Origin of the sequence: uncultured Psychromonas sp. (assembly GCF_947489755.1) — a bacterium.
Classification (GTDB): domain Bacteria; phylum Pseudomonadota; class Gammaproteobacteria; order Enterobacterales; family Psychromonadaceae; genus Psychromonas.
Genome location: NZ_CANLFB010000007.1, coordinates 137,258 through 161,567, shown reverse-complemented (window position 1 = coordinate 161,567; position 24,310 = coordinate 137,258). Strand labels below are relative to the sequence as shown.

Genomic DNA, 24,310 nt, shown 5'->3' with positions numbered 1-24,310 from the left:
TGTATTAAGGTATCTAAAAGTGAATTAGAGATGATGACAGTCTAATAAATGCTATTGCTTATCCAGAACTCAGGTTAGTTAGAAGTAATGAGGCCACAAAACATTTTGATATTGCAACGGGTAACCACAAAATATCAACAGCATTAGATCACCGACCAACTTCAAGCGATATACCACTTAAAGATTTGTCGTTTAAAGATCCAAGTAATAATACACAAGTTGGAAATGAAGCCTCATACCCTCCCGCTTATTTAAAAGGCTTTGGTGGATTCCGAGAAAAATTAATTGAAGCATTTTCTTCTATTTAGATGAGTAAATGCTTATTTTTTTCTAAGTCGCTTTCGCCCCCTTAGCGACTTACTAAGACTAAAAATTTATATCCTACAGTAGTTAGTCATGATACTTAACTAGCTTTAAGCAAAAATAGAATTCAAACTATGATCAAGGACTGACTTTAACTCTTCTTCCGATTTACCAGCCTTTGCTTGAACGGCAATGCCATAACTAATTGACAATAGATACGTAGCAAGTTTTTCAGCTGTTTGACCTTTGGGCATATCAGTCTTCGTAATGCCAGACGCGAATAAATCCGTCAGTATTTGCTGAGTTTCTGTTCCTGATTTTTCTATATAAACAACCACGTCTTCTGGAAACGCAACACTGTCTGATTCATTAACACTTTTTACGAGTAAGCATCCACGGGGAGTCTCATTATTAGTGAACAGCTCAATAAGCCCATAGAAACAAGTTTGTAATCGCTCTTTTAATGTTGCTTTTGATGGATCTACTAGGTGTTTGTAATTAGCTGCAACGTATTGCTTAACATAATGAACCAGTGAGTCTTTGAATAACTGTTCTTTATTGCCAAACGTTCCGTACAAACTCGACGTATTAATGCCAAGTTCAGAAGAAAGATTAGCAACAGAAGTACCCGAGTACCCATTGGCCCAAAATAACCGCATCGCTTTATCTAAAACGACTTCTTTATCAAACGCTCTTTTTCGTCCTGCTTTCACTCTGTGACCCTTAAAAATAATATTAATTAATTCTATTTTGAAGCATTCACTTCAAAATGTCAATCCACCCTATTGACATTACAAAGTGATCGATTCACAATTAACTCAGTTCTGAAGCGATCGCTTCATAATAATAAAATAAGTGAACTAAAAATGTTTAAAAAATTCGTACAAATTACGTCGCTATTCAACTTTCCAATCGCACTAGGTATGATTATTTCAGCGCTGATGGCACCTCAAGCAGACACGTTAATTATCACGGTGGTATTGGGCGTATCTTTTATGCTTATGGGCGCTGCGTTACTTTGGGCTACTTCAGACATTAAAACCCGTGCCCCTCTTATTGTTTGGAACGGATTGGTAAGAATGGTCGGCTTTATCATTGTTACATATGCCGCTTCATTAGGCTTGGCACCAAAGATCTTTGTCTATATTTCTGTCATGGATCTTATTACCGCCTTTGTTTACATCATTGGCAGTATGCGAGCATCCGAGCAGCCCTTTAAATCCCTATTTTTAGGCAAAACTCAGTAACTTATAAATTAATAATTTTAGCATTGATAACATTAACTTAAATAAACTACTTTTCAGGAGAAATATTATGACGATTAAAGCATTAAGAACACCAGAAGAAAGATTCTCTGTATTACCGGCCTTTCCTTACCAACCTAACTACATTGATGATTTAGCTGGTTTTGAGTCTTTACGCATGGCCTACATCGACGAGGGTGATTCCTCATCTGAAAACACTTTTTTATGTTTACACGGTGAGCCTTCATGGAGCTACTTATATAGAAAAATGCTTCCTATATTTACGGGCGCTGGTCATCGTGTTGTTGCGCCTGATTTGTTTGGCTTTGGTCGTTCAGATAAACCCGTTGATGAATCGGTTTATACCTTTGATTTTCACCGTGATAGTTTAATGCGATTAATTGAACGCCTTGATCTGAAAAATATTACGTTGGTCTGTCAAGACTGGGGCGGAATTCTAGGGTTAACAATCCCAATGGATATGCAAGATCGATTCAAAAATTTGATTGTTATGAACACGGCAATATCGGTGGGTGAAACCGCCCCTGAAGGGTTTTATCAGTGGCGAGATTTCTGCGCAAATGCCCCTGAAATACCAGTCGGTGGTTTATTTGCCTGTGACGCAGGGCCAGCCGTATCTGTGATGGATGTTATAGCTTACGATGCGCCATTTCCAGACAACAGCTATAAAGCAGGCGTAAGACGCTTTCCCGCCATGGTGCCTGTCGAGCCAACGATGGATGGTGTTGAGCACGGAAAACGCGCAAGAGAGTTTTGGTCAAAAGACTGGAACGGTCAAAGTTTCATGGCGATAGGCATGAAAGATACAGCTTTAGGCGAAGGCCCAATGGAGTACTTAAGAAGCTTTATTAAAGGCTGCCCTGAGCCCTTAAAAATTGCAGAAGCAGGACACTTTGTTCAAGAATACGGTGTTGAAATTGCAGAAAAAGCGCTTGTTCACTTAGAAATGAATAATAAATAGGCTATATCCAATGAATACAAATATAGAAAATAAAGTGATTGTTATAACGGGTGCAAGCAGTGGTTTAGGTGAAGCAACTGCGCGTTTTCTGGCTCAAAAAGGTGCTAAAGTCGTATTGGGTGCGCGTCGTAGTGAAAAACTAGCAGCTATCGTAAATGATATTCGTGCTGAGGGTGGCGAAGCTGAATATGTCACGATGGATGTCACCAAATCCGATCAGGTTAAAATGCTTGTCGACAAGGCGATTGAGACTTTTGGACGCTTAGATGTCATGGTCAATAATGCCGGCTTGATGTCAATTGCTCCGATGGCTGAGGTTAAGGTTGATGAATGGGATCGCATGGTCGACATTAATATCAAAGGAGTACTTTACGGTATCGCCGCTGCACTTCCCGTGTTTACCAAACAAAATAGTGGTCACTTTATTAATCTCGCTTCCGTTGCTGCACATAAAGTTTCACCGGGTTCGGCTGTCTATAGCGGTACAAAATTTGCGGTTAAAGCGATAACAGAAGGATTGAGAGCGGAAGTGGGTGGCAATATACGTACAACGCTATTATCACCCGGCTTAATTGATTCTGAATTAAAATTCGGTAGTTCGGATGAAGCTACCTCTCAATTTGTTAAAGATATTTATAAAGACGCCATTCCAGCGTTATCTATTGCCAAAGCTGTCGCCTATGCGATTGAACAACCAGATGATGTCGATATTAACGAAATTATTATCAGACCAACTATTCAAGACTTCTAATCTAATGTGAGTTGATCCTGCCTTTTTTGTATTTTGTTTGGCAGGTCAACGTGAAACAGTTGCTTTAAAAGGTATAAAAAATGAAAAAAACACTCGTTATTGGCGCTAATGGCCAGATTGGTAAAATAGTGGTTGAGTTGCTTCACAATCAGGATCGCCCAGTTGTCGCAATGGTTCGTAGCAAACAACAAGCTGAGAAGTTAGAAAATATAGGTGTAGAGGCTGTTATTGGCGATCTTGAAACTGATTTTGAACACGCTTTTAAGGGCTGCGATAAAGTAGTATTTAGTGCAGGTTCTGGCGGTAATACAGGCGACGATAAAACACTTTTAATAGATTTATGGGCAGCAAAAAAAGCAGTTGATTATTCTTTAAAGGAAGGTATACAACATTTTGTAATGGTAAGTGGTTTAGGCGCACAAGACCCTGACGAATTTGAATCAGAAATAAAACCCTATTTGGTGGCAAAGTATTTTGCGGATCAGTACCTATTATCCAGTGGTCTAAATTACACCATTCTTAGACCGGGAAGCCTGACTAATGATAAAGGCAACGGGCTCATAACAACCACGCGTTCGACTTCTACGAATGATTTATTCATTAGCAGAGAAGATGTCGCCAAATCAATTGAGTATTGCATTAATCGTGACGAAGTCAGTAACCAGATATTTGAACTTTATCATGGTAATGAAGTGATTAGCTCGGCATTAACCGCAAGCAATTAATTTATAAGGAACGGTTGGTCATTTCTTTAAATCGGCATTAGCGAAAGAAGCCATGGATAGTAGAGTTTTAAATAATATGCAAAACTACCTTCAAGAAATAGAAACAATCACTTCTAAAGCAGGTGAAACCGTTCCTTTACAAAGAAAAGCTTTTGAAAGAGGTTTTTCTTTTAAACACATGTCTTTTTATGAACAACTAGCGATATGGAGTTATATCTGGACGAACACCAAAGTGTATAGAGCTGAAATGTTTTGTTTGTATTTCTTGGAGGAGCATATTAAAAACAAAGATGAAATGCTGGCCGCTTGGCCAACGATTAAATTATGGCAAGACAAAATTAATCGATGGGAAACAAGCGATGGCATTTCAAAAATATATGCTCAATTAGTAGAATATGATGCAGCATTAATTTTGCCAACGTATAAAAAAATGGAATACGTCTACAAACCCATGGCATAGAAGACAAAGCATAGTGGGTTTACTTTATTACAGCGCTCATAGAAAACACTATTTACCTTTTCAAGTACTTATAGATTTGGTAGCACCTTTAATTTCTGACCACGCTTATTATGTTGAAAAAGGAGTGGGTTGGACACTTAGAGAAATAGGAAATATATACCCTAAAGAGCAGGAAGAATTTCTATTTGAAAACGCAACTAAAATTTGTGCTTACGGATATAGCGCGGGTACAGAAAAGTGGGATAAAACAAAACGGGAAAAACTGAAGCAAATTAGAAAAGCAGCAAGAGTTTTAAATCGCAAAAATTCAATTTAAACATTTAAAAAGGAATAAATATGTCAAACAACAAACCAATATCAGCAGCGTTTCCTTTTGAATCTAAATTTCAAGTAGTATTAGATTCTAAAATGCATTATGTAGATGAAGGAGACAAAAATTCTAAAGATACTTTTTTACTCATACACGGAAACCCTACATCAAGTTATTTATGGCGAAACATCATTCCGTATGTAAGTGCCTTAGGTCGTGTGGTTGTTCCTGATCTTATTGGAATGGGTAAGTCTGACAAGCCCGATATAGATTATACATTTGAAGACCATATTACCTATTTAGATGCGTTTATTGAAAAGTTAGCCTTAAAAAATATCATTATAGTCATTCAAGATTGGGGTTCTGCTTTAGGTTTTAACTATGCCAATCAGCATAGAGAAAATATAAAAGGGATTGTTTTTTTTGAAGCTATGTCTCAAGTTTCTTATTGGAAAAATACGACTAAAGAGACAGAAACATTATTTAAAAAATTTCGTGACCCTGCAGAAGGGCATGAAATGATTGTTAAAAACAACTTCTTTATTGAGGCTATGCTACCCATGATGGCGGGCAGAGAATTAACTCAAGAAGAAATGGACCATTACCGAGCGCCTTATTTGGAAGAAAAGAGCCGTAAACCACTGCTTATGTGGCCTGGTCAAATTTCTTTTGATGGCGTCCCAAAATTTACCACTGACATTGTTAATTCATATAATGAATACCACAAAAATTCAGATGTGCCTAAGTTGTTATTTTATGCAGAGCCAGGACTAATCATTAATCGAGAATTAGGTGAGCATATCGCTGAAACGTGGAAAAATATTACTGCAGTAGATTTAGGTGAAGGAAAGCATTATCTACAAGAGTCACATCCACACGAAATTGGTGAAGGTATTGTCGATTGGTATAAAAAAGTTATTAAATAAACACTAATTATAGGGCTAGTGGTCAAATAGAAAAAATGCTTAAGCGTTATATTGGGTAGACTACGGAACCATGAGCAGATTTATTTGACCGCTATAATTTGACACTATAATTTGACCACGACAAAGGAAGTACCGATGGCAGCTAAATTATCCAAGTTTGAAGCAGTCGATGGCTCTGCTACATTATATACCGCCACCAAAAATAGCCTTAGATGCACGGCTATTAAACTGAGAACAGGTGGCGTTTGTTTATATAGTCCAGTGTCAGGCCTCAGTGAAGAGGCTAAAGATAGCCTAATCGAATTAGGCGAAGTCCAATATCTACTCGCCTCTATACCTACCATAATGCTGGTTTGATAGAATACTCAAAAGCCTACCCCAAAAGCTCATTTAGTGGCATCTGAGAGTGCTCATGCACGCTTGACTGACAGGACAGGGCTAACGTTCAAAGAATTATCATCGCTAGCCAATGCACTACCAGAAGGACTTACCCTAGAAGAACCCAGTGGTTTGAAAAATGGTGAGGTTTGGCTTATAGAGTCAGCGCAGATTGGCTATATTTGGCATGTTGTGGATGCCTTTTCGGGCCAAAAACATACTGAAGGCCCAATATGTGACATTGTAAAAATGGTTAAAGTATTTCCTAATTTTGGTATTAAAGATCGAAAAGTCTTTGCCAGCGCGGTAATGCAACTTATTGAAATTTCACCGCCTAAAATTTTACTGCCTTGTCATGGTGCTTTAATTAAATCACCTGAGCTGGCTGATCAGATTCGAAATTTAATACTCGAACTTGGCTAGAAAAAACCGATATTCTACGCAATTAAAAAGAGCGCTATTTATGGTAGTTCATAGGTTTAACTACTCATTTAGAGATGAATTTTTAAGTCGCTATGTGCCCCATACTTTGCTTTCGAAACAGAATTACATAACGCTCCTACTACACCATTCAATAGGAGTAGATTATGAAAGCATGGAATAAAGGAAAGCGAGTCGGTCAGAAAAAAGCATTTAAATTAGAGGAAATTTGGCGAATTCGTATACGGTTAGAATTAGAAAATAAGCTTGAACAGTTAGTTTTATTTAATTTGGCAATTGATAGCAAGCTTCGGTCAAGTGACTTAATTAAGCTCAAGGTACGTGATATTTGCACAGGCTCACTAATTCAATCTAGGGCGATAATAGAACAAAAGAAAACACACCGAGAAGTCCAATTTGAAATCACCTCCAAAACACAGCAATGTTTAAATATTTGGATCCATAGTAAAGATTTAAAACCTGTCGACTATTTATTTCCTAGTCCCAGAAAGGAAAATTACCATATTAGTTACCATTACTATTCAAATATAGTTAAACAATGGGTTGATAAACTTGGCTTAGATATTACTCAATACAATACCCATTCACTTAGAAGAACTAAAGCATCTTTAATCTATACTAAAACAAAAAATCTTCGAGCAATACAGCTACTTTTAGGCCACTCAAAATTAGAAAGTACTATTGAGTATTTAGGTGTAGAGATTGAAGATGCATTAACAATTTCAGAGTCAACAGATACATGATCATCAATATAATGCTATCCGGAAGCAAAATGCTTCCGCCCCCAAAGCAATTTAGAAACCTACAAACTTGTGGCTAATATTACTCAGCCACAAAAACTTAGTATGTGTAAAGTGATTAATGGACATCAAATAACAAGTCCAGCCTAATTTAGTTCTTTTTGTAATAATCAGAAAAATTGTCAATATAACTTTCCCAAATTGGCGTCTCACCAATCACCTCTTTTATCGTATCTATGAATTTATTCACTAATGGGGTTGGGTTACGATGCGGGTATAGTGCATGAATATCGCCTAATGTTTCAGGCAAGGTGTAATTGGTCAGCAGTGGCACCAGTCCATATTCTTTGATATTTTTATCGAGCATATAAGCGCCCAGCATTCCATAGCCAATACCCGATTTAATGGCATCAAGAATAAGTTCCGGCTCATTAACTCGATATTTCCCTTGAAGCTCCCATATTACGCCAAGCGTTAATTTCGAGTCAGCACCAATGGTAATTCGATTCACAACTAAACCGTCATTTGCATATACAACGGCTGGTAGTGCGAACAATTCTTGTGGTGTTTGTGGTGTCCCATATTCTTTTAGAAAACCTTTTGAAGCTAATAAAATCGGTTTATTCACTGCTAGCTTTCGTGCGATTAAGTTGGAATCCTGTGCCTGTCCAATACGAAAGGCAATATCATATTTATCTTCGATTATACTGCGTTTTTTATTATCTAAAATGAGTTGAACATGGACATCTGGATAAGCTTTCATAAATTTTATGATAGCTTTTTGTACGTATTGTTTGCCAAATAAAGTCGGGCTGGTGATTCGAAGCAGGCCCTTAGGCTGACTGTGGAAAGATTCAACAATCCGGTGAGTATCTGCAATGGTTTGCCTCACTAATTCTGCTTGTTTAAGTACTTCTTTTCCTGCTTCTGTTAATGATAAAGAACGTGTTGAACGATTAAGTAAACGAGTTCCTAGTTCATCTTCTAACATTTTTATTTGTTTAGATAATGATGATCTATCTATATTTCGAAGATTAGCCGCTTTGGTATAAGAACCTTGCTTAACGACATCGAAAAACAGATCTAATCTTGTTGCTATATCCATGATAAAAATCCTCGTCAGCACAAAACTACATATCGGCTTATTGTTTGCAATATCCCACTCAAAGTAGCCAGTTAGCACTTTTTATTACACTTAGACTTCTATTGTAGCAAATAACCCCCTAATCAATGGGAAAAACCTCTGATTATCTGATGTGTTTTTTAAGGAATAATAACAACCAATTAATCAATACAGTGAATGACTGAGTTGATACCTTATCAATATTGGAGTTAATACCATGAACACATTTACTATTCATACCCTAGAAACTGCACCAGAAAAAAGTAAACCGTTATTAGCGACTTCTCTTAAAAAGAACCGCATGATTGCTAACCTGCATGGCATTATTGCAGAATCTCCAGAACTGCTTATTGCCTATAATGAACTTAATAACCTTTTCATTCAGTCTTCATTTAATGCAGAAGAATTAACCGTCGTATGGCAAGGAATTAATATCGAACATGGCTGTACTTACTGTGTACCTGCTCATACTGCTATTGCAAACATGATGAAAGTAGACCCTGCATTGACAAAGGCATTGCGAGATCAACTACCAATGCCAACACCTAAATTACAAGCGTTGTTAGATTTGACATTGAGTATTGTTCGCAAACGTGGACAAGTATCAACAGAGGAGCTGAGTGCTTTTTATGATGCAGGCTACGAGCAACAACAAGTGCTAGATATTATTTTGGGACTTTCTCAAAAGACTATCAGTAACTATGTAAACCATATTGCTAATACGCCAGTGGATAAACCATTTCAAAAATTTGCATGGCAGAAGAAAGTATAAACCTGACAATATGAACATACTCATGCGTCATCATGACTGATAGTGATTAACCTAAACCTGATCCCTAATAAATTAGCCTATCGTTTGTGGTAGGTTTTGGAGATAATATGAACTTACAATTAACAACTGAAATTCCATCAACGACTAAGTAAACCCATCAATTTATCGATATTTTAGGATCTAAGATGGCTTACATAGACGTTGGCGAAGGCGACCCTATTTTATTCTTACACGGTGAACCAACATCATCTTATTTATGGCGTAACATCATGCCACACTTAGAATCGCAAGGTCGTTTAATTGCACCTGATAATATCGGCTTTGGTAAATCTGATCAGCCAGAGTTAAATTATACATTTGAAGATCATTATCTATATTTTGATGCATTTATGAAAAAAATGGACCTTCAAAACATTACCTTAGTTGTCCACGATTGGGGCTCTGGACTTGGTTTACATTATGCTCGTTTGAATGAATCAAGGATTAAAGCGATTGTGACGATGGAAGCGCTTATGGCACCTCTTCTTCCGGCAAAGAGCTACGAAGATTATCCTCATAAAAAAGCTGAATTTTCTAAAATGGTTCTTGATCCTATTAAAGGACATAAACTGATTATCGAAGATAACTGGTTTCTCGAAGTTGCGCTACCGGGTGCTATTGTTCGTCCGTTAGACAAAGCTACACACGAAGAGTATCTAAAGCCATTTCCGACTGAAAAATCCCGTATACAGGTTTACCAATGGCCTTTGGAAATACCGATTGGAGGTGAGCCCGCAGTCACTACCAAAGTGATCAGCGACTACAATACTTGGCTTGAAAATACTGACATTCCATGGTTATATTTGTACGCAACACCGGGCTCTCAAAAACCACCAGAAGCCGCTGATTATTGGGAAACTCGCGCTAAAAATATACAGATATCTTATATTGGTGAGGGTATTCACTATGTGCAAGAAGACAATCCTTATGCAATTGGCAGGGCTATCTATGATTGGTATCGTCGTATTAATAAATAATGATGGGGCATTTGAATAAGTAAGCGATGCAGAGTAAAACATTTTTAATAGCGCTGTACTTAAACTCTTATTAACGAGATATGCATAGGAATGCTTGTTAGGTGCATTTCTGTATTTAGCATAACCCCAACTTCAAATCTCTAAAGAGCCCTTGGAGGCGACCTACATGGTTGCCTTTTTTGTATCTATCGGTAATTTTTCTAGGGCGCTTTGTGCCCCTTTGCGAGATAGAAAAGTAATTCAGATAACAGAATCGTTCAAAAAAATTATTTTGATAACAACGCAGCCAATGTTTTGGACTTAGAAAAAATACGACCAACTAACCTATATTCTGGATCTATTGCGTTAGGATCATATTTTGAACTCTTCTCCACCTCAGATATAAGTATATCTTCAAGCTTTTGTTTAAAAGGATTATTAAGATGAGTTTCACTGTTAGCTAGATAAAGTTTGTCGTAAGCAGTAATAAAATGTTTTTTATCAAGTACTTCATTATGAGATAACGCCAACTTTAACGACTCTGTCAATAAATGTTTTAATGAACGATTTTCACCTTTACAAGCTGAAAACAATGCAACTGCAGTATGTTGTTCTTCAAGTTTAGGAGGCTCGGCAAATGGCATAGACTTAGCCAATCCCATGAGGTACTGGCGGTAATATTTGCTGTCTTTTTGAAGGCTAAAGTATTCAAGTTTTCTTTTTCTAACTAATCGAGAAGACCATTGAGGCTCTTCTGCAATTTTCTCTGCCCACGGCATCCCAACAAGTACAATTGGGATTTTTGCTTCTTCACTAATATACTTTAAGCCATTCGCTATTAACTGTCTTTCTTGTAGGGTTTTGAACTCTATTAATTCTTGGAACTCGTTGATAATTAATAACTCCACTTTGGCCCTAATTAAACTTTCTACTAACTTTTTAGTTAGATCAGTTTTATAACCTCGTTTTTTTCTTTGGCTACTTCCAAATAAATCGAGATCAGCTAACATTTGAATTAATGTTGCATCTAAACCTTTACCACTAGAGATACGACTGACTAAAACAGGTATTGTTTCTCTACTATTATTTTGAGTCGCCAACACTCTTTTTTTATAATGATTTATTAGATGACTCTTACCAACACCCGTATCACCCGTTAATAACATGCACTGTTGGTCTGTTTGAAACATTCTATTTAATCTTAGATCATCAAAATCATTATAAATGGTTTTAACTTGAGGGTGCATAACGATACAATCACTGAATACTCTTAACTGTTCAAGTTGAAGCTCAGATAACTCATTCATTCGAAAGCCTCTAAATCATCATCCCAATCGTCAAGTAAACCACCCAATTTATTAGGTGGTTCAGGAAGTGTTTCAAGCTTTTTAGAAATTGTACCTGTACCTGTATTACTAACATCAGCAAGTTGCGCCTGTTTTTTAATAGCTTGAAGTTTTGTTTTTCTTTTGGATGCAATTATATCTTCTTTCTCTTGCTGGACTCGATTATAAATTGCCATCCTAGCTTTTGCTAAACCTAAACCATCAACACTTTCTCGTATGATTTCACGATTAATTTTCTTAAATCTTTTATGTACATATAAACTTAAACCTTTTGTATATCCAGTAGGCTCTGTACAAGGCACTGTAAGGTAACCATCTAATTCTTCGAGATAAACATCGATGCTAGAAATATCATCAGGATCTATTTTAAAAAATTTTTCTACTGTTTCTTTAGTTTGAGGGTAATGTTTCCGATAATCAGCTAAAGCCGTTGAGTCATACATTAATCCTTCAAATTTAAATCCATTTCTAGTTAATTTTCTTTTTTTAGAAATTTTCATAAGCAGTGTAAAACGGTCTTCATCTTCAGCTTCCATTTTTAGAGGAGGATAAACATCAAAACCTTTTTGCCACTGTTTTATTGGAATTCTAGTCTCTCTGGAATCTGGAGCATAATGGTAGACATCAACAATCCATCGTTGGAATTCCTGAACAAAAGTAGAAAATGGCATAATTGCATCTTTTGCCGGGTTATATTCTTCTTTTTCAAGAATATTCGAAAAGGTTTTCCCTGGAATTTCAGATAAGAAGTATTGGTTGATCATTCCAAAAAAACGCTCAACAAAAGGCTTTAGCCAGGGTTTACGTACAGGGTTATATTGAATATTGATGCCCGTAGCTTGGCATGCGTGTTCTAGGTTTTTCGACCAAAACTCAGCCCCGTTATCGACAACTAAATTTTCAAACTTTCCATAACATGGCCAATCATGCTGAAACTCTATACCTATATTTTCTAGAGACTTAGGCTTAATAGCATGAGAAATTGCTTTTGCAACGGAGACGTATGAAGGGCATTTATAACTTAAATGAAACCCTAAAACACAACTACTAAATACATCAACAACTAGCGTTAAATAAGGTCTCCCTATTGGAACTTTGAGCTCATCATCAAGTAGAATCAAATCAAGTGGTGTGTGATCAATTTCTACACGTTCTAATACGCGCGTAGGTGGATTATGTGATGAACAGTAAGCAAACCATTGATCTGCCATGAACTTTCCATGTCGAGCGATGGCAATTGGATATGGAGGAAGAGACTTTATTCTATTATTAAACGCGTTATACGATATGGTCGGGATGTTTTCATTCACAACACTATCATTAGCAATGATAATAAGGTCTTTATAATACTGATATGCCATAGACACTTTAGGTCTTTTTGCATCTAGAAATCGATTTAACGCTTTATCAAAAAAAACATCATCCCCTTCTATTCTTTTTTTCCTATTTCCCATTTTATGATTTTCGTTTACTAGAGAAGTAATATCACCATTGTTTTCAATATACTTCTTCCGCCATCTAGCTACAGTACGCCAGTTTGGTCTTTTGGGATTATCTATGCCAAATAAGCTTTCAAGGATGGGATCTAAATTTTTTTGGGTCCATCCTTCAGTGTTCTCTTTCTCTATAAAGCTAATCAACTTATATTTATCTAAAGCATTTTCTTTCAGGGAGTCAGAGAAAGTATCTATATCTCGCTTAATTACGTTTGCGTCTTCTAATTTTACGTATTCGGAAGGTGTACTAGGCTTTATTGGTACTTCCAGTTCATCGAATTCATCATAAAAATCATTCACGAAGGACACCATAAATTAGGATTAGCACTTAGATCCTCTCGACCTAAATCAGCTTTAACAAAACCTTTATGAATTAATGCATATAGAAAAGATCGAGCTTCACCAATCGTCAAACCAAATTGAAAACTGACATCATTTAATTTAATAACACCAGATTTTTGAATTGTCTCAAGTAGCTCATTCTGAATAGCATTAAGACCATAAACGCCTGAATATCGATGTAATAACTTAAAGTTATTTAAAATTGGGTTCACACGGATTTGTTTATCTGTAACTAAAATAAGATCACACCCCAATGCCAATGAAGCTTCTCTTCTAGCTACAAATTTTTCTCTGAATAAAGGAGATGAAATTTTACTGTATGGTTTGTATTCATGAAATATTTCTACACCATCAAAATATTCAATTAGTGTATCTGGAGTGTAGGGAAGTGTTTTCCCCCTAAATTGATATTTAAAGCCTTGGGGTTGGCTTCCATAACTTTTAATTGCATCATTATATTCATGATGAAAACAGGCATCGAACTCCAGTGTACTTTCACACATAATCACATCACTAATTTTTGTACTAGCAAATTTGAATACATTTTTATTCGGTGAAGGCTTACGTAAATTTCGTATATACATGAAACAAACCTGATTGTTTTTTGTACAATCAAGTATATACTAAAGTATGGTTGTAGCGACAAATATCCCAACCATACATCACAACAGGTTATGCTTAGCGCCCAATGGCTTGTTTTACATAAACATCAAATCGATTATTTTTCATATTGATACTCATGCTAGGTTTTTTATCATTTAAAAATGGTGCATAGTCTGGTCGCTTTACCACAACCCTATATTTCGCAGCAGCTAATGCAACATCCAACAGGTCATCGGCATCTAAATCAGCACCCACAACGCCTTGGAATACACGCATCTCTTTTTTAACTAATGCAGACTTTTTTTTATGTGGGAACATCGGATCTAAATAAACAATATCAGCTTGGTTATTTTGTAGATATTCATAACCACTTGCATGAGTTAAGCGCATACGTTGTTGCATCCACTCCCCTATTTCACTGTCTAAATAAGCTCTTTCTAATCCATCTTGTAATAGCGCAGCGGCAATCGATGAACGTTCAACCATATCAACTTTACAGCCCAAAGAAGCTAAGACAAAAGCATCACGCCCTAAACCAGCAGTGGCATCTATAACATGCAGTTCAACACCCGCTTTAATACCAACTGCTTTTGCAATTGACTGCCCTTTACCACCGCCAAATTTTCGTCGATGTGCGACAGCACCAGAAGCAAAGTCAACAAAGACTAACCCTTGTTGTTTGTCATCTAATTGCTCAAGGGCCAAATATTCAGGTAGCAAGCGTAATTGAAATTGTTCACTCTTTGAGGCTAAAAAGCCCCACTTTTCTCGTAACTTCTTTGCTTTAGGCGCTAGAATATTTTCATTACAGATTAATGCGATATCCATTAATAATCCTCTTCGTTCAATGAAGTTGACAATAATGCCATCATATCTATCGGCATCGGTTTCCCTAAGTGATAACCTTGAGCGTAGTCAACGCCAATTTCTTTTAATTTTTCGATGATATCTTCATTCTCTACATATTCTGCGATAGTCTTTTTACCAAACAAATGGCTTAACTCATGAATGGTTTTAACAATACCAAAGTCTTGTTCATCACTCGCCATATCTTTAACAAAAACCCCATCGATTTTTAAATAATCTACATTCAAACGTTTTAAATAACCAAAGGAAGAAAGACCTGTACCAAAGTCATCTAATGCCAATTTACAACCTAATTTTTTCAATGAATTAATTAATTTAGATGCATTACTAAAGTTGCCTATTGCTACTGTTTCAGTGATTTCAAAACACAGCTTTTCTAGTGGTAATGAAGAGTGTGTTAATAATTGAACGAGATCTTCAATAAATTTAGGGTCGCCAAGTGACTGACCAGATAAATTAATTGAACACATATTAAGTTTTAAAACATGCTCGGGATGATTTTTAAGCCAATTTAATGTTTTAGTAATAATGATCATATCGATCTTATCAGCTAGGTTATAACTTTCAGCAATTGGAATAAATTTAGCTGGCGGTGCGAGCTCACCATTTTCATCAATCATTCTTGTTAGAATTTCATAATGTAAGTAATCATCATCGCCATCCACAGGCTTAATTAACTGGGCATATAAACAAAAACGTGTTTCATCACGTAAGGCATCTTGGACTTTAGTGACCCAGACGACTTCTTCTCGACGTAACTCTTCTTGTTTATCTTCCTCATAAACGTGGATGCGATTACGCCCTGACTGTTTAGCGGTATAACAAGCACTATCCACACAATTAAGGGCTTGTACGCCATCTCTTGAGAAAGTAGATAGCTCAGTGAGGCCGATACTAATACCTAATGAAAAATGGTGTTCTTCCCATAAAAAATAATGCTTAGCAATACCGGAGATGATGGTTTCAGCAACTTTATGTGCTTCTTCAAGCTCTAACATTGGTAAAATAATGGCAAATTCATCTCCACCTAATCGAGCGACCATTGCACTACTGGGTACACTTTCGGTCAATATCGTGGCGATTTGTCTTAAAACCTCATCTCCTGCGTGATGCCCACAGGTATCATTGATAATTTTAAATTTATCCATATCCAAATACATTAAGCTACAGGGATTATTTGATGTTTGAATTTCTTGTAGACTTTTATCTAACTGGCTTTCAAAAAATAAACGATTTTTTAACCCAGTAAGATAATCATGCGATGCACGGTAATTTAACTCTTTCGAAAGCTCGTAACGTTCAGTGATATTTTCACACACTAAGAAGTACTGATCATGACCTTCTATTTTTCTTACACGTTCATTAATCCAAACTTTTCTGCCATTTTTTGTTGAGTAGGATATTTCTCGCGTTAGCAGCATCCCTTCTCGATCGGCACATTCAGCAAGGTAATCTTTTAGTTCATTAATATTAACCAATTGAGAATAAAGTGTGACAAGATTTCGGCCAATTAACTCTCCGTCAGCATAACCTAATAAATTACAGCCAAACTTATTACAAGATAGAATCAAACCTTGTACGTTTAACATGAGTAACATTGAAGGACTTTCATCTAATAAAAGGTTTGAACGTTTGTTAGCCTTTTGAACTTCTTCTTCTACTGCTTTAATACTGCTGATATCACGAGCTTCAACAATAATTGAGGTGATTTCATTACGACTATTACCTATCGCTTGATCATTTTTAACCGGTTGGATGAAAACATCAAAAGCAGAACTTTCATTATTTTTATTAATTAATCGACATTCAAATCGAGCCGTTTTTCCCACTCGTGCTTGGCCCATCGCAGATTTTAGTTTTCTTTTACTCGTCGCATCATGTTGCCACCAAGGTGTTTCCCATAATATCTCGCCATTGATATCTATTTCAGACATTTCAATAAAGTCTAAAGCCGTTTGGTTGGCCATTTTAACTTCACCAACCAGGTCTAAGATAAATATAAAGTCATAAGAAACATTAAAGATATTTTTAACCCTTTCATGCTCTGTTTTTAATAAAGAAGCGTTCACTCTTAAATGATGATATTTACGCCATATCCATACAAAGACTAATGTAAAAGTCAGTAAAATAATCAATAGCGTCATAAAGCCAAAATTAATTTTATTTTCAGGATCTGGTTGGTTTATAACTTGATATTTATTAGATAAAGTATTCTCTTCAATACCCCATCTTAATAACTCTGCATACTGAATAAGAGGGTTATTATTTAAGTTTATTTCTACAGGTAAATCTTCTATTGAAGTCCCTTGTAAAAGCTGTAACACTTTATCTGCAGCAACTTCCCCCTGAACAATACCACTTGTAACAACGCCGCCTAATACGCCTTCAATTAAGTCATGTTGATGTAATACAAACAAAGGAATTCTAGCGATCGATGTTAGTGACTTAAGCATTTCAGTGCGGTTTATAAATACACCGTCTTTATCTCGAGAAAAATCACTAAAAATCAATACGCCTCTATTAGGTGCTTTACTGATTATTTTCTTTAAGGAAACAGCTGTTTCTTCACTTAAAATAGTTACACTTTGTTTCGTTATTTTAGAAAGCTGTTGGATGGTTTCCTCGGTTAATTTACTCGCAGAGGATGTGCCCGTTACAATATAAATATCCGTTGCTTTAGGAAATAGATCGATCGCTAATCCCACGGTATCAAAAATATTTTCAGGTTCTACAACCGCGGATAATTTATAAGAAAAATCAGCTGATGAATGATTTTTTAACTTAATACCTGTCATGATAATAGGCGTATTAATAAATAGCCGCTCACCATAATCTTGCACTAATTTAAGCGCATTCTCGCCACTAGTAATAATGGCATCGAAGTGCTTAGTTGCAAATTTTCTTGACAGAAAATCGACATGTCGAATTAATGCTTGTGCTGGCATGGTTTGATTGCTGTCTAAATACGATACATATAATGAAATATTGTTATCTTTAAACTTTTTTTCAATGCCTTTTTGAATTTGACGTGTTTGCTCATCCCCTTGATAACCAGAATGTAACACCAATACTTCAGCAGATAGGACATTGATAGAATAGAAAAATAAGAAGAAAGCACAGTATCTAAGCATACTTTTTTTGAAGATAAATTTTAAAGACGTTAACAAGATAATTTCCATATAAAAACAAATGTCTATTCAACCATCATATACTTTATTAGGCACAAAAAAAAGCCAGTCAATAGACTGGCTTTTTCGTATACATTATAACGTTATAAAGGCGTTATGATGTATAACAAGTCACCGCTTGATACTTGCTGACCATTAGTATTAATGATGCGTTCAACACGGAATTTAGTCTTCGCATCATAAAGTACTGCGTCTTTACGATTGAAGCTACCTAACGTGATTGGTGAGAACATTTTCATTGCTTCCATTAAGCCTAATGTTTGTTCAACATTAACAATATCGCCTTCAAGCACAAAGTCAGGTTCTGCAGGTGAAGAAGCGCGGTAGAAAATACCAGCGCTTTGAGCAATAACTTTTAACTCGTTACTACCATCAACCTGAATAGACTCTGCAACACCTTCAAGACCAGAGGCAGCTGACGCTTCCATTTCATCGATCATCACTTGTTGGTCAAGTGTTGCCATGAATTTAGGTAAGTAGGTTGTATCGTATACACCGTTTAAGAATGTTTCATCTTTTAAGATACGTTGCAATAGTGGAATATTAGTCGCAATTCCTTTAATGCTCACTTTATCTAAGAAGGCCAATAACTTCTTAACAGTATCGTTACGATCTTTACCATGACAGATAAACTGACCGACTAAACTATCGTAGTACGGAGAAACCTCTTTACCTGTTGCAATCATTGAAATAACTTCAACGTCATCTTGCTCAGGAATAATACACTCAGCCACTTTACCAGGGTAAGGTAATAACTGCATGATACCGTCAGAATCTAAGCCAGCTTTCTCAGCTGTAACACGTACTTCAATAGCATAACCTTTCTTCTGAGGTTTCAAGTCTGAAATGTCGCCACCCGATGCAATATCGTATTGTGCTTTAACAATATCAATACATGATGTTGCTTCAGTAACTGGATGCTCTACTTGTAAACGCGTATTCATTTCCATGAAGTAGATATCATCTGCATCTAAGTCATAGATGAATTCAACCGTACCCGCGCCCATATAATCAACAGCGTTAGCTAGTGCAGCAGTATGTTTCAATGCTTCTTTTTCTAATCGTTCTGGTAACATAGTTGATGCAGACTCTTCAACTACTTTTTGGTTATTACGTTGAACAGAACAATCACGAATACCTAATACTTTAGTATTACCAAATTTATCACGTAATAATTGCACTTCGATATGACGTAGAGACGTAATGTATTTCTCTAAGTACAAGTCGCCATTACCAAATGCACTACGCGCTTCAGCAGAAACTTGGTTAAAACCAGCAAACATATCTTCAGCTTTTTCAATCACTAAGATACCTTTACCACCACCGCCATTTACTGCTTTAAGCAACACAGGGTAACCCATGTTGTTTGCGATATCTAACGCTTGCTCTGCACCACTTAAAATACCGTGAGAACCAGGAACAACTGGAACTCCGTTATCTTGTGCCGTTTTAATTGCGTTTGATTTGTTACCCATAGTCAACATGCTGTTCATGCTTGGACCAACAAAGTTAACTTTGTGGCTGACACATAAATCGGCAAAGTGAGGGCTTTCAGATAAGAAACCGATACCAGGATGTAATGCATCAACTTGCTCATATTCAGCAACTTTTAATACAGAACCCGCATTCAAGTAACTTTCATCAGATGTATTACCACCTAAACAAACCAGTTTATCGCCTTCCCCTAACATATCAGCAGGAACTGATGTCATATCAGGGTCTGACGCAACCAATACCACATTAATATCATTCTGTTTCGCAATACGGATCAGTTTAACCGCAGTACAACCACGAGCATGGATTAATACTTTTTTCACTGGGTGCATTAATTGACGAGGGTCAGATTTAGAGACGTTATCATCAGCAAGATTACAAACAGGAACAAAACCAGATAGTGCGCGTTGAATTGTTTCTTCAACAGTCACAACAGGCATTGGCATGTTTTCATCAATTTCACGTAACTTATCATTCAAATCATCAGAAAATGGGTTGATAACTAAACCATCCATTGCACCAGGTACACGTGATAAGTAGTTAGATAACGTAGAGGTTGATGGTAAATATGCAGGTACCACCATTTGACCAGCAAACGGCATATTAGTACCTGATAGGTAATAGGTTTGTGCCATAGGATGCGTTACAAAACTCGCTTGTGCACCACCAGTACAGTCACCATAACCAAACATAACAACCGGTAAATCATTGTCACGAATAAAGCGTGTAATTCGGTCATTAACAACAGACATAGAGAATAGTGCAGCAGCACCTTCTTTCGTTTGCATACCACCAGAACTGATGAAAGCAACAACTGGTAAATGTTGTTTTGCACATTTAACTAATAGCGCACAGAATTTTTCTGCACTGGCCATATCAAACGCACCGGCTTGGAAAGATAAGTTAGAAACAGCAACACCAACGCGTTGGACTTCACCATTTTCTAATTTAAATTCACCTGTACCTGTAATTAAACCACATGGTTTGATGTTTTTATCTAATGCATCTTCAACAGATAAACGGAAACCAGGGAACTCTAGTAGGTTAGCCGTCATTAAGTCTGCTTTAGACTCTTGAAAGTTTCCAAAGAATTTTGCAATGATTGCTTGATGAGAATTATTCTTTTTGCTTTTTTCTGAACGTAATACCGCTTGAATCAATAGATCCTGGTAACCCATGGTTAAACGGTTCCAGAAATCTTTACGACGACCAATTCGAACAGGGTTAATAGCACCGTTGTAAGAACTTTCGTTATCGCGACTGTTGTAATATTCAGGCAATAATTTTTCGAACAAGTAAGTCAATATTACAAATAAACTAGAGTTCATTTGTGGTGCACCGATACTCTTCCACTCTTCAACTTTAGCTAGGATTTCGCCACGCTCAGCTTGCTCAGTAAAGTATTGTAGCCATGCATTAAACGTTACTTTTAATTGTTCGTAATCGTCATCACTTACTTTACTTAGCGCTGCTTTTAGTGAGCTGCGTACTAACGAAGATACTGACTCACGAGAAAGCTCTTTCGTCGCCATCGCTTCTTTTGCAATAGACGCTAAGTTACCCATCGTATTATCGTATAACGCATTAAATACAAGCATATGACGACAATGAACAATAAAGCATTCACGTGTTTCTACATGTGAAACCACGTCAATAATATTCAGTTCAGCTAGAACAGGCCACTCTTCTGTCAACGGTACTGCTTTCTCATTTTCTAAATGTTTAATAAGAGAATGAAAGTTATTTTCAGCACTTGTTTTCCAGCGATTATATAAAGACCAAGTTAGATTAATCATTAGCGTGCTACGAGCATTATCGTAGTTTGCTTTTGGCTCACCTAAAATAAGTTTTGTTAATGCATTACGTTCAACGCCTTTATCTTCGCGTTTTTGTAAAAATGTTTTCCAATTTTTATTTAACGTATCGTCATAAATTAACTTATCTGGATTTTCTAACCAGTTTAAGAATACTTGTTTACGATCAGCTTCAACACGTGCTTTTAAATCACCTTGTGGAATGGTTAATTTAGATAGACGGCCATATTCGTTCTTTTGAATCGCTTTAATACGTGAACGTAATGTTAAGTAACGCATGTAACGGTAAGTCGTACCGAATGCATTATTATGAGATGTTGGGTTTTTAGCTAATAAACGCGCTTCATTTGCATTTTCAATCGCTGTTAATTTACTTGAAGGCTCAAGGTAACGCGATAAGCTACGGTTATAATGTTCTAGGATATCTGGATATTTACGAACAAATTCAACTGATTTTGATTCGATAGATAAAATACCAGAAATAATCGCTTTTTGAAGGTTATGTTGGCGCTCATCTTGGTCAACAGGTGAATAATCAACGATACCGTCGATACACCCCATTTCAAGTAGCTCTTCAGGTGAGACACCTACTGATTGAGCACATTCTTGCCAAGACAAGTTGTATTTACGAGCAATACTTTGCAAACCTTTTGGCTGAATAGTATTGAAGATACCGTCACGAACAGATAATAAAATATTAGCTGTCGCCAGAGGAATTGCACCACCAGAATAACCAACACCCACTACTATACCGATAGTAGGAACATCAACATTGGCACTTTCAGTGATCATTTGAGAGATACTGTGTGCTTGATTTTGGCTATTAGCTTCTTCGCCCGCATCCGCTCCCGGTGTGTCAATTAAATACACAATAGGTAACGACATATCCGCAAACTTACGGATTGCTTTGCTTGCAGCTAAGTGATGCTCAGGCATCCAAGCACCATTATTTGAACTACGTTCTTGTGCAATTATACCAATACGACGGCTGTAGCCACCAAAGTCTAATTCCATTTCAGCAGAGTAAAAAGCACCGTTTGATTGCTGTGTTACGATTTTACCGTTAAAGCCTTCAATAATACTTTTAGAGCCAGGACGTTTATTACTTTCAGCTGGCGTTACTGTGCGCGCAATGTATGCATCAACATCTAGCTTTTTAATCGTCGCTAGATTCGATTTAACTCGCTGACTTTCAATAAGACCTTCTACACCATCTGTATTTGACGGTAATGAATTATCTGGAAATAAAGAAAAGTCTTTTGCGATATGCTCAGCATGAATAAATAGCGGATCTGCAATATTATTCACTTCAAACTGAGAAGATGAAGGTTTTCCTGTCATATAATTACCCTTACAAGAAAGTGATGGAAAAAATAAATGTCGTAATTTACAACTTATTAGCATTTGATTCCACTATTGAAGTCTAATCAATATAAATCATTTACTAATAAATTGTATATTGTGAAGCCTGAGCCAATAATAGCCCATTAATGGCGCTATTCTGTTCTATTCAGATAAAAAAAACAACAAATAGAAGCAACACTATTAACTTATGAGGTGAATATTATAACATCTTATAACATATAGTTATCTGGAAGCTCAATTTGAGCTACACCCGTTTCAACCGCAGCACGTGCAACTGCACCAGCAACACTTTTTAATAAACGAGGGTCCATTGGTTTTGGAATAATGTAATCTTTACCAAAAGTAAGCGCACGACTTCCACTTGCGTCTAATACGGCTTGTGGTACTGCTTGCTTAGCAATGTCACGAATCGCATTAACCGCCGCCACTTTCATTTCATCATTAATATCTGTTGCTCGCACATCTAAGGCACCACGGAAAATAAATGGGAAACATAAAACGTTATTAACTTGGTTAGGGTAATCACTACGTCCAGTCGCCATAATAAGATCATCTCGAACAGAATGAGCTAACTCAGGTTTGATTTCAGGGTCTGGATTTGAACAAGCAAAGATAACCGGGTTTGGTGCCATTAATTTAACATCTTCAGCCCCTAGAACATTCGGACCTGATACACCAACAAACACATCGGCACCACAGATAACATCTTGCAAAGTACGTTGATCAGTATTGTTCGCAAAACGTTGCTTATATTCATTAATATCATCACGACGAGTATGAATGACGCCTTTACGATCAAGCATGTAGATTTTTTCGCGTAATGCCCCACATTTAATTAATAGCTCCATACAAGCAATGGCCGCAGCACCCGCTCCCATACACACTATTTTAACATCTTCAATACTTTTACCTTGGATGTCTAACGCATTGAGCATCGCCGCTGCGGTTACAATAGCAGTACCGTGTTGGTCATCATGAAAAACAGGAATACTACAGCACTGCTTTAATTCTTTTTCTATGATGAAACATTCTGGTGCTTTGATATCTTCAAGGTTAATACCACCGAATGTGTCTGCAATATTAGCAACCGTATTAATAAATTCTTCTGGCGTACGGTGTTTTACTTCAATATCTATCGCATCAAGATTAGCAAATCGTTTAAATAATAATGCTTTACCTTCCATTACCGGTTTAGACGCTAATGGACCTAAATTACCTAGTCCTAAAATAGCAGTACCGTTTGTAATAACCGCAACTAAATTACCTTTAGCTGTATATTTATAGACATCATTTGGGTTCGCAGCAATTTCTCTCACTGGCTCAGCAACACCTGGACTATAAGCTAATGATAAGTCGTCTGCTGTTTCAGCGGAAGTAGTTAACTCGATGCTTATTTTTCCTGGTTTAGGAAATGCATGATAATCAAGGGCTTGTTGGCGTTTGTCTGACATTTATAAATTCCATTATGGTGAACTAAGTAATTTGAGTTATTTTTAACGAGTAAAGTGTGATGATAGTCAAGTTTTGATCATAATCACAGGGTTAATTCATATTATACGCGCAAGTTAGCAAAGATAACATATTGCTGTTAGTGAGCCTTTTTAAGGTAAAACACGTTAGATACTCAGATTTCAGATACAAAAAA

The 24,310-nt window shown here is 36.7% G+C and carries 21 protein-coding genes; 12 read left to right on the top strand and 9 right to left on the bottom strand.

Going from position 1 to position 24,310, the window contains the following annotated elements; translation table 11 throughout:
• Positions 1 to 413: 413 nt before the first annotated feature.
• The gene (locus Q0794_RS06075) at positions 414 to 1,016 is read right to left on the bottom strand and encodes a TetR/AcrR family transcriptional regulator (RefSeq protein WP_298940858.1); all 603 of its coding nucleotides are present in this window, start codon (positions 1,014 to 1,016) and stop codon (positions 414 to 416) included.
• Positions 1,017 to 1,169: 153 nt separating this feature from the next.
• Here Q0794_RS06075 and Q0794_RS06070 point away from each other — a divergent pair, with 153 nt between their 5' ends.
• From Q0794_RS06070 to Q0794_RS06025, 10 genes are all read left to right on the top strand, one after another.
• The gene (locus tag Q0794_RS06070; RefSeq protein WP_298940857.1) at positions 1,170 to 1,550 is read left to right on the top strand and encodes a hypothetical protein; all 381 of its coding nucleotides are present in this window, start codon (positions 1,170 to 1,172) and stop codon (positions 1,548 to 1,550) included.
• Positions 1,551 to 1,617: 67 nt separating this feature from the next.
• Positions 1,618 to 2,529, top strand: coding sequence for a haloalkane dehalogenase (locus Q0794_RS06065; RefSeq protein ID WP_110924242.1), 912 nt, complete (start codon positions 1,618 to 1,620; stop codon positions 2,527 to 2,529).
• Positions 2,530 to 2,539: 10 nt separating this feature from the next.
• Positions 2,540 to 3,280: an SDR family oxidoreductase gene (locus tag Q0794_RS06060; RefSeq protein WP_298940856.1), complete on the top strand. Its 741-nt coding sequence runs from the start codon at positions 2,540 to 2,542 to the stop codon at positions 3,278 to 3,280.
• An 80-nt stretch (positions 3,281 to 3,360) separates the two neighbouring features.
• Complete coding sequence (locus Q0794_RS06055; RefSeq protein ID WP_298940855.1) at positions 3,361 to 4,005, top strand: SDR family oxidoreductase; 645 nt, start codon at positions 3,361 to 3,363, stop codon at positions 4,003 to 4,005.
• A gap of 52 nt (positions 4,006 to 4,057) precedes the next feature.
• Entirely contained in the window at positions 4,058 to 4,465 is a 408-nt protein-coding gene (locus Q0794_RS06050) for a hypothetical protein (protein ID WP_298940854.1), read from the top strand.
• A 13-nt stretch (positions 4,466 to 4,478) separates the two neighbouring features.
• Positions 4,479 to 4,781, top strand: coding sequence for a DNA alkylation repair protein (locus Q0794_RS06045; RefSeq protein WP_298940853.1), 303 nt, complete (start codon positions 4,479 to 4,481; stop codon positions 4,779 to 4,781).
• A gap of 20 nt (positions 4,782 to 4,801) precedes the next feature.
• On the top strand, positions 4,802 to 5,701 hold the full coding sequence (locus Q0794_RS06040; protein ID WP_166368103.1) for a haloalkane dehalogenase: 900 nt from the start codon (positions 4,802 to 4,804) through the stop codon (positions 5,699 to 5,701).
• A 135-nt stretch (positions 5,702 to 5,836) separates the two neighbouring features.
• A complete protein-coding gene (locus Q0794_RS06035) occupies positions 5,837 to 6,058 on the top strand; it encodes a hypothetical protein (RefSeq protein WP_298940852.1) in 222 nt (73 codons plus the stop codon).
• Between the two features lie 36 nt (positions 6,059 to 6,094).
• Positions 6,095 to 6,502, top strand: a complete 408-nt coding sequence (locus Q0794_RS06030) for a hypothetical protein (RefSeq protein ID WP_298940851.1) — start codon at positions 6,095 to 6,097, stop codon at positions 6,500 to 6,502.
• A gap of 164 nt (positions 6,503 to 6,666) precedes the next feature.
• Complete coding sequence (locus Q0794_RS06025; protein WP_166368099.1) at positions 6,667 to 7,263, top strand: tyrosine-type recombinase/integrase; 597 nt, start codon at positions 6,667 to 6,669, stop codon at positions 7,261 to 7,263.
• Between the two features lie 148 nt (positions 7,264 to 7,411).
• Here Q0794_RS06025 and Q0794_RS06020 read toward each other — a convergent pair whose 3' ends face one another.
• Positions 7,412 to 8,365: a LysR family transcriptional regulator gene (locus Q0794_RS06020; RefSeq protein ID WP_298940850.1), complete on the bottom strand. Its 954-nt coding sequence runs from the start codon at positions 8,363 to 8,365 to the stop codon at positions 7,412 to 7,414.
• A 235-nt stretch (positions 8,366 to 8,600) separates the two neighbouring features.
• Here Q0794_RS06020 and Q0794_RS06015 point away from each other — a divergent pair, with 235 nt between their 5' ends.
• Complete coding sequence (locus Q0794_RS06015; RefSeq protein WP_166368095.1) at positions 8,601 to 9,155, top strand: carboxymuconolactone decarboxylase family protein; 555 nt, start codon at positions 8,601 to 8,603, stop codon at positions 9,153 to 9,155.
• A 164-nt stretch (positions 9,156 to 9,319) separates the two neighbouring features.
• Complete coding sequence (locus tag Q0794_RS06010; protein ID WP_366522517.1) at positions 9,320 to 10,171, top strand: haloalkane dehalogenase; 852 nt, start codon at positions 9,320 to 9,322, stop codon at positions 10,169 to 10,171.
• Positions 10,172 to 10,437: 266 nt separating this feature from the next.
• On the opposite strand, the gene Q0794_RS06005 is transcribed toward Q0794_RS06010, so the two are convergent.
• The 7 genes from Q0794_RS06005 to Q0794_RS05975 form a co-directional block, all read right to left on the bottom strand.
• A complete protein-coding gene (locus tag Q0794_RS06005; protein ID WP_298940849.1) occupies positions 10,438 to 11,457 on the bottom strand; it encodes a TniB family NTP-binding protein in 1,020 nt (339 codons plus the stop codon).
• On the bottom strand, positions 11,454 to 13,292 hold the full coding sequence (locus Q0794_RS06000) for a Mu transposase C-terminal domain-containing protein (protein WP_298940848.1): 1,839 nt from the start codon (positions 13,290 to 13,292) through the stop codon (positions 11,454 to 11,456). The genes Q0794_RS06005 and Q0794_RS06000 overlap by 4 nt, the downstream gene beginning before the upstream one ends.
• The gene (locus tag Q0794_RS05995) at positions 13,289 to 13,918 is read right to left on the bottom strand and encodes a TnsA endonuclease N-terminal domain-containing protein (RefSeq protein WP_298940847.1); all 630 of its coding nucleotides are present in this window, start codon (positions 13,916 to 13,918) and stop codon (positions 13,289 to 13,291) included. Before Q0794_RS05995 ends, Q0794_RS06000 begins: the two co-directional genes overlap by 4 nt.
• A gap of 94 nt (positions 13,919 to 14,012) precedes the next feature.
• Positions 14,013 to 14,765, bottom strand: a complete 753-nt coding sequence (locus Q0794_RS05990; RefSeq protein WP_298940846.1) for a class I SAM-dependent methyltransferase — start codon at positions 14,763 to 14,765, stop codon at positions 14,013 to 14,015.
• Positions 14,765 to 17,971: an ABC transporter substrate binding protein gene (locus Q0794_RS05985; RefSeq protein WP_298940844.1), complete on the bottom strand. Its 3,207-nt coding sequence runs from the start codon at positions 17,969 to 17,971 to the stop codon at positions 14,765 to 14,767. The genes Q0794_RS05990 and Q0794_RS05985 overlap by 1 nt, the downstream gene beginning before the upstream one ends.
• A gap of 104 nt (positions 17,972 to 18,075) precedes the next feature.
• The gene (locus Q0794_RS05980) at positions 18,076 to 22,641 is read right to left on the bottom strand and encodes a biotin carboxylase N-terminal domain-containing protein (RefSeq protein WP_298940842.1); all 4,566 of its coding nucleotides are present in this window, start codon (positions 22,639 to 22,641) and stop codon (positions 18,076 to 18,078) included.
• Positions 22,642 to 22,874: 233 nt separating this feature from the next.
• Positions 22,875 to 24,116: a malic enzyme-like NAD(P)-binding protein gene (locus tag Q0794_RS05975; protein ID WP_298940841.1), complete on the bottom strand. Its 1,242-nt coding sequence runs from the start codon at positions 24,114 to 24,116 to the stop codon at positions 22,875 to 22,877.
• Positions 24,117 to 24,310: the final 194 nt, after the last annotated feature.

What these genes read in the sequence shown, in the direction of transcription:
- Q0794_RS06005 (WP_298940849.1), bottom strand. Translation starts at nt 11,457, where the DNA reads ATGAATGAGTTATCTGAGCTTCAACTTGAACAGTTAAGAGTATTCAGT.
- Q0794_RS06060 (WP_298940856.1), top strand. Translation starts at nt 2,540, where the DNA reads ATGAATACAAATATAGAAAATAAAGTGATTGTTATAACGGGTGCAAGC.
- Q0794_RS05975 (WP_298940841.1), bottom strand. Translation starts at nt 24,116, where the DNA reads ATGTCAGACAAACGCCAACAAGCCCTTGATTATCATGCATTTCCTAAA.
- Q0794_RS05995 (WP_298940847.1), bottom strand. Translation starts at nt 13,918, where the DNA reads ATGTATATACGAAATTTACGTAAGCCTTCACCGAATAAAAATGTATTC.
- Q0794_RS06020 (WP_298940850.1), bottom strand. Translation starts at nt 8,365, where the DNA reads ATGGATATAGCAACAAGATTAGATCTGTTTTTCGATGTCGTTAAGCAA.
- Q0794_RS06055 (WP_298940855.1), top strand. Translation starts at nt 3,361, where the DNA reads ATGAAAAAAACACTCGTTATTGGCGCTAATGGCCAGATTGGTAAAATA.
- Q0794_RS06065 (WP_110924242.1), top strand. Translation starts at nt 1,618, where the DNA reads ATGACGATTAAAGCATTAAGAACACCAGAAGAAAGATTCTCTGTATTA.
- Q0794_RS06015 (WP_166368095.1), top strand. Translation starts at nt 8,601, where the DNA reads ATGAACACATTTACTATTCATACCCTAGAAACTGCACCAGAAAAAAGT.
- Q0794_RS06040 (WP_166368103.1), top strand. Translation starts at nt 4,802, where the DNA reads ATGTCAAACAACAAACCAATATCAGCAGCGTTTCCTTTTGAATCTAAA.
- Q0794_RS06050 (WP_298940854.1), top strand. Translation starts at nt 4,058, where the DNA reads ATGGATAGTAGAGTTTTAAATAATATGCAAAACTACCTTCAAGAAATA.
- Q0794_RS05980 (WP_298940842.1), bottom strand. Translation starts at nt 22,641, where the DNA reads ATGACAGGAAAACCTTCATCTTCTCAGTTTGAAGTGAATAATATTGCA.
- Q0794_RS05990 (WP_298940846.1), bottom strand. Translation starts at nt 14,765, where the DNA reads ATGGATATCGCATTAATCTGTAATGAAAATATTCTAGCGCCTAAAGCA.
- Q0794_RS06035 (WP_298940852.1), top strand. Translation starts at nt 5,837, where the DNA reads ATGGCAGCTAAATTATCCAAGTTTGAAGCAGTCGATGGCTCTGCTACA.
- Q0794_RS06070 (WP_298940857.1), top strand. Translation starts at nt 1,170, where the DNA reads ATGTTTAAAAAATTCGTACAAATTACGTCGCTATTCAACTTTCCAATC.
- Q0794_RS06025 (WP_166368099.1), top strand. Translation starts at nt 6,667, where the DNA reads ATGAAAGCATGGAATAAAGGAAAGCGAGTCGGTCAGAAAAAAGCATTT.